6 protein-coding genes are annotated in these 6,016 nt (G+C 26.8%); 1 reads left to right on the top strand and 5 read right to left on the bottom strand.

The annotated features are described in order from the left end of the window. Positions 1 to 94: 94 nt before the first annotated feature. The 4 genes from G3997_RS07000 to G3997_RS07015 form a co-directional block, all read right to left on the bottom strand. Positions 95 to 646 (bottom strand): NADH peroxidase, encoded by a 552-nt coding sequence (locus G3997_RS07000; protein ID WP_296644820.1) that lies wholly within the window; start codon positions 644 to 646, stop codon positions 95 to 97. A gap of 230 nt (positions 647 to 876) precedes the next feature. Continuing rightward, the gene (locus tag G3997_RS07005; protein ID WP_296644822.1) at positions 877 to 1,722 is read right to left on the bottom strand and encodes a metal ABC transporter permease; all 846 of its coding nucleotides are present in this window, start codon (positions 1,720 to 1,722) and stop codon (positions 877 to 879) included. After that, positions 1,722 to 2,522 carry a metal ABC transporter ATP-binding protein gene (locus G3997_RS07010; protein WP_296644824.1) on the bottom strand — a complete coding sequence of 267 codons (801 nt, stop codon included), beginning with the start codon at positions 2,520 to 2,522 and terminating at the stop codon, positions 1,722 to 1,724. The genes G3997_RS07005 and G3997_RS07010 overlap by 1 nt, the downstream gene beginning before the upstream one ends. Then, the gene (locus tag G3997_RS07015; protein WP_296644827.1) at positions 2,522 to 3,469 is read right to left on the bottom strand and encodes a metal ABC transporter substrate-binding protein; all 948 of its coding nucleotides are present in this window, start codon (positions 3,467 to 3,469) and stop codon (positions 2,522 to 2,524) included. The genes G3997_RS07010 and G3997_RS07015 overlap by 1 nt, the downstream gene beginning before the upstream one ends. A 277-nt stretch (positions 3,470 to 3,746) precedes the next feature. Between G3997_RS07015 and G3997_RS07020 the strand changes: the two genes are divergently transcribed. Then, a complete protein-coding gene (locus tag G3997_RS07020; protein WP_296644830.1) occupies positions 3,747 to 4,337 on the top strand; it encodes a zinc dependent phospholipase C family protein in 591 nt (196 codons plus the stop codon). Between the two features lie 132 nt (positions 4,338 to 4,469). On the opposite strand, the gene G3997_RS07025 is transcribed toward G3997_RS07020, so the two are convergent. Then, entirely contained in the window at positions 4,470 to 5,705 is a 1,236-nt protein-coding gene (locus G3997_RS07025; protein WP_296644832.1) for a competence/damage-inducible protein A, read from the bottom strand. Positions 5,706 to 6,016: the final 311 nt, after the last annotated feature.

Consider the following 6,016-nt stretch of genomic DNA (forward strand, 5'->3'; position numbering starts at 1 on the left):
AATTAAGCTATTTATTTCTATAATAAAAAAGATTGAACTTAAATGCTTTAAGCTCAATCTTTATATTGACTAAAAATAGATTCCTATATTTTAATTAGTTTTGCTTTCCAAAATGTCTTTCTAATAATCCTAAGAATGCTTTTCCATGTCTAGCTTCATCTTTACACATTTCATGAACTGTATCATGTATTGCATCTAATCCTAATTCTTTAGCTTTTTTAGCTATTTTTAATTTTCCTTCAGTTGCTCCGTATTCAGCTTCAACTCTAGCTTCTAAGTTAGCTTTAGTATCTGCAACTACAACTTCTCCTAATAATTCAGCAAATTTAGCTGCATGTTCTGCTTCTTCAAATGCTATTCTCTTATAAGCTTCTGCTACTTCTGGGTATCCTTCTCTATCAGCTTGACGGCTCATAGCTAAGTACATTCCTACTTCTGTACATTCACCAACAAAGTTAGCTCTTAATCCTTCTAATATTTCTTCATCTACTCCAGCTGCTACACCTATTCTGTGCTCATCAGCCCAAACCATTTCACCCTTCATTTCTTCGAACTTATCAGCTCCAACCTTACATACTGGACAAACTTCTGGCGCAGTTTCTCCTTCATGTATATATCCACATACTGTACAAACAAACTTTTTCATATTATTATTCCTCCCATATTTTTATATCTATAATTAACTTTTAAAACTTTTATCAACTTAAGATAGTATATATATACCCGCTACCTATTAGTTTAAACAATAATTTTAAATTTTTTTATAGGAGTAATAATTTAAACTTTATCCTACAGATTTTCTTATACTTATGAAATATGTAATTGNNNGTTTAAACAATAATTTTAAGTTTTTTTATAGGAGTAATAATTTAAACTTTATCCTACAGATTTTCTTATACTTATGAAATATGTAATTGCAAAAAATAATGATGATATAAGTACTATTGTAGCTCCTGTTGCACAACCAAAATGATATGATATAAACAGTCCTGATATACCTGATATCACTGCAATTAATATAGAATATATATGATACTGTCTTATATTACTTGCTATATTTCTAGCAGATGCAGCTGGTAATATCATCATCGAACTTATTACTAATATACCAACCCATCTTATAGAAATTGTTACTATAACTGCAACTAATATTGTAAATACATAGTCATAAAATTTAACATTAACACCTCTACTTCGTGCAAATGTATGATTTATACTTACTAATAAAAATTTATTAAAACATGTAAACCAAATTAATGAAACTACTATAAAAGATATTATTAACATTAAAATATCTCCTGAACTTATACTAAGTAAGTCACCTATAAGATATGCAGAATATTTATTAAATCCACCGTTATAAGATAGAATAACTATTCCAAGGGCTACTGCCGATGATGAAAATACACCAATTATTGTATCTACAGAAGCTGTTTTCGCATTTTTAACATTTATAATAGCTATTGTTAATAATATTGAAAAACCTATCATAGATATTAGTGTATTATCAATTCCTAGCATAACACCAACTGCTATTCCAGTTAACGCTGAATGTCCTAAGGCATCTGAGAAAAATGACATTTTATTATTTACAACCATAGTCCCTAATATACCGAACATAGGAGTTACAAGAAGTACACCTAATAAAGCATTTTTCATAAAATCATACTGAGCCCATTCAAATGGAAATAAGAAATTGATTATATCATACCAAACAGACATTATTTACTGCCCCCTCTTCCTATTTTGTCTATCTTGTGCTTTATTTCTAAACCAAAAGTATCCTTTACATTTTCATTTGCAAAAACTACTTCTGGCTTACCTACACACTCTATTGTCTTATTATTTAAAAATGCAACTCTATCTGCATATTCATATACTAAATTTAAATCATGTGAAACTAAAATTATAGATAAATCATAATTTTCTCTAAGATTAGATAGTATATTATAAAATAACTTTAGTCCATTTTGATCTATGCCAGATACTGGCTCATCTAAAAGTAAAATGTCAGGTATTGGCTCAAGAGCAAGAGCTAAAAGTACTCTTTGCAATTGACCTCCAGATAATACACCTAACTTTTTATTTAAAAGGTCTTCACCTTGAACTTTACGAAGACTTCTAAGTGCAATGTCTTTAACTTTTTTATCATATGAGAAGTATACTGGTTTATTGCTTTGAGTAGCAGCAAAAACATCTAGTACACTTACTGGTGAACTATAATCAAAATCAAGTTTTTGAGGTACATAACCTATTATAGGCTTTCTTGTTAATCTATCATTTCCATCAGTAAAACGTAAATTACCAGTGTATTCATTTTCTCCAAGCATAGCTTTTAATAATGTACTTTTACCTGCTCCATTAGGACCTATAAGAGCTGTAAGCTCTCCACAGTGTATGTGTAAATTAACGTCCTTTAATATTTCATGATTACCTTTTGTTACACTTAAATTTTCTATTTTAGTGCAACAAACATCATTACTACATTCTCTAAAATTACTTTTATTTTTTTTATATTCCATTACTGTAACGCCTCTTTTAAAGTTTCTAAATTTTTATTCATAATATCTATATATGAAGAATTTTTACTTTCTTCTGTAACTATAGGATCTAATGTACATACTTTAACATTAGTTTCTTTAGATATAGTTTCAGCTGATTTAGTTGAATATTGTGGTTCTACACATATTGCTTTAACATCTAGTTTTTTAATTTTTTCTATAGTTTCTTGTAACTCTTTCGCACTAGGCTCAGATCCTGCTTCCCTTTGTACTACAGCTACTATATTAAGATTATATTCTTTTGCAAAGTATGGGAATGCTTCATGGAATGTTACTATATTTTTATTTTCTATTTTATCTAATTCAGTATGAATTTTAGTATCTAGTTCATTTAACTGTGATACGTATTCTTTTGTATTGTTAGAGTATATATCTTTATTTTCTGGATTATATTCTATAAGTTTAGACTCAATATTTTGAACTTGTTTTATAGCATTCTTTACACTTAGCCAAACATGTGGATTATACTCTTCATCATGGTCATGATCGTGGTCATGGCTATGTTCATCATCTTCATAATTAGTTTCTATCAACTCTATACCTTCACTTGCATCAACAATCTTTAAATCAGGTTTTTGTTGTATTACCTTATCTAAAAATGACTCCATACCCGCACCATTGACTACAAATATATCACAATCTTCTAATAGTTTCATATTATCAGTAGTTAATGAATAGTCATGTAAACATCCTGTACTTGAATCAACCATGTTTATTAATTCTATATTATCTGCATCTTTAACGATTTCAGATGTAAGAAGATACATAGGATAAAATGATGTTACTATTTTTACCTTGTTGTCATTCTCTTTCGTTGATATGTCACTACCTTTATTAGATGAGCATCCTGTTATAGTAAATACTACTAAAGTAAGTACTACTAATATTTGTTTTAGTTTCTGTTTCATTTTTTTCCTCCTTAATGAATCCCTCATTTAAATTATATTATATGCATTTTGTCCATATACACHACATTAAATCCCTATACCTATCTTTAATAATTTTTTGACAATTGATAATCATTTTCATCAATAATTTATCATTTCCTGCTTTTATTGTCAATAGCTTCTAACTTGGTTTTTAAGCCATAATTATAATTTATTCTAAATTTTACATATTGTAAACATTAATAATTATTGATACCATTAAATTAATTATTATTTTAATCAAAATAGAGGTGTCATAATGTTTATAAATACACATAAATTGATAGCTAAATCAATAATTGATAATATAGATGAAAATAAAATTTTTTTTATTGACGAAAACCATTTTATATATGGGAATATAAAGCCAGACTTGCCTTCTAAGTATTTTATCCAAAAACACTATATGAAAGAATCATATGATATGATAATGCATAAAGTGGATTTTCTATGTAATCTTAATTTAAATTGCTTATCTAAGTATTTTTCAGTGGGAAGTTTAAGCCAAGAATTAGGTGTAATATGTCACTTTTTATGTGACTTTTTATGTGTTCCTCATAGCAACAGATGGGAATTTAAACATAGTCTGAAAAAACATATATCCTATGAAACTGAGTTAAATTCTATTGCAAAAGAAACTAACCTAAAACAGTTTAAAGGAGAAAATATAAATTATAATTGTTTTGAAGATTTTTTTAAGAATATATATAATGAATATCAAAAAATATTAGATCATAAAAACGATTTATTCTTTTCAACTTATGTATGCAATAGTGTCATAAACTATATACTAGATTCTATATTAAAAAATAGTAATAAATTATATAGTATAGTTAATACAGTAATTTAGGTGCTGAATTTATTCAGCACCATTTATTTTTTCTATTGAKTTTAKCACTTATATCATCTGTACTAATTCCATTATGATATAATGTTCCATCTAAATCACAAAATATATGCTTTATCATAGATTACCTCCTATCTATAGTTCTAATAATCTTAATCTCAAATCATTAAGTGCATTTTTAGTAGCTCTAAGTCTAATATCTTGCCTATTACCATTTAATATATATTTTTTCACGGTAGTTTTTCCATTTATATAAATTCCTATATAAACAAGTCCTACTGGTTTATAAGTAGTTCCTCCACCTGGTCCAGCGATTCCAGTAGTTGATATTGCTACATTAGTATTTAAATTTGTTGCAATACCTTCAGCCATTTCTTTAGCGATTTCTTCACTAACTGCTCCATATCTAGCTAATGTATCAGCACTAACTCCCAATCTATTTATCTTAGATTCATTAGAATATGTAACACATCCTTCCATAAATACAGATGATATTCCTGGATAATTTATAAGCGTTGAACTAACTAAACCTCCTGTACAAGATTCTGCTATAGATATAGTTAAATTTTTTTCTACTAACATTTTTGACACTACTTCTTCTATAGATACATTATCTTCTGCATAAATAAATTCTCCAACTCTATCTTTGATTTTCTTTACTATTGGAGTAATCATTTCATTAGCTTTATATTCACTTTCTGCCTTTGCACTTATTCTTAATCTTATCTCCATATTTGATACATATGGAGCTATTGTTGGATTATCTTGATTTTTTATTATATCTATTATTTTAGATTCTAATGTAGACTCCCCAATTCCAAAAAATTTTAAGGTTTTTGATATTAATGTACCCTTATTAATACTTTTTAAATATGGTTTAACTTCATATTCAAACATAGGTATCATCTCTTTAGGTGGACCAGGAAGTACTATTATAATTTTTTTATCTTTACTTAATATTGCTCCTGGAGCTGTTCCATTTTTATTTTCTAGTATTATTGCATCTTTAGGAAAATAGGCTTGTTTTTTATTATTTTCAGTCATTTTAGTACCTATTTTATTAAAAAATAGCTCTATCTTTTCTAATGAATTTGTATCTAATTCCATTTTTTTATCAAATACTTCACATGCAATTTCTTTAGTTATATCATCATCAGTAGGACCTAATCCTCCTGTTGTAATTATAATATCACTTCTTTTTAACCCCTCATAAAAAGCATCCCTCAGTCTATCTTCATTATCACCTACACAACTTTTATAATATACATCTATTCCAAGCAACGCTAATTCCTTAGACAAGTATGCTGAATTAGTATCTATAATATCACCTAGAAGTATCTCTGTTCCTACTGCTATTATTTCAGCTCTCATTACTATCACCTCATAATTATAATTTTTATCTTTTTATGTAAATTTAATGTATAAWWATANWAATACATATTTTTCTTTATTATATTTTATCTAATATCTTATGTTATCTAATCATTTTAAAATATTATTAGTATAGTTTATTTTTATGAGTTATAATATATATAGTTTTGTACAAGTCTCATAATAACTTAAATTTTATTACTACAAAATGTATTTTTCAATTGTATATAATCAATAAAAATATTTTTATAGTATATTACAGTCTAAAATAGATTATTAAAATTATTATATGTGATGATTTATATGATACT

It is taken from the genome of Romboutsia sp. 13368, assembly GCF_018336475.1.
Lineage (GTDB): Bacteria > Bacillota > Clostridia > Peptostreptococcales > Peptostreptococcaceae > Romboutsia.

Excerpts from the sequence above, each read along its gene's own strand:
- G3997_RS07020 (WP_296644830.1), top strand. The coding sequence starts at position 3,747 with ATGTTTATAAATACACATAAATTGATAGCTAAATCAATAATTGATAAT.
- G3997_RS07015 (WP_296644827.1), bottom strand. The coding sequence starts at position 3,469 with ATGAAACAGAAACTAAAACAAATATTAGTAGTACTTACTTTAGTAGTA.
- G3997_RS07025 (WP_296644832.1), bottom strand. The coding sequence starts at position 5,705 with ATGAGAGCTGAAATAATAGCAGTAGGAACAGAGATACTTCTAGGTGAT.
- G3997_RS07000 (WP_296644820.1), bottom strand. The coding sequence starts at position 646 with ATGAAAAAGTTTGTTTGTACAGTATGTGGATATATACATGAAGGAGAA.
- G3997_RS07005 (WP_296644822.1), bottom strand. The coding sequence starts at position 1,722 with ATGTCTGTTTGGTATGATATAATCAATTTCTTATTTCCATTTGAATGG.
- G3997_RS07010 (WP_296644824.1), bottom strand. The coding sequence starts at position 2,522 with ATGGAATATAAAAAAAATAAAAGTAATTTTAGAGAATGTAGTAATGAT.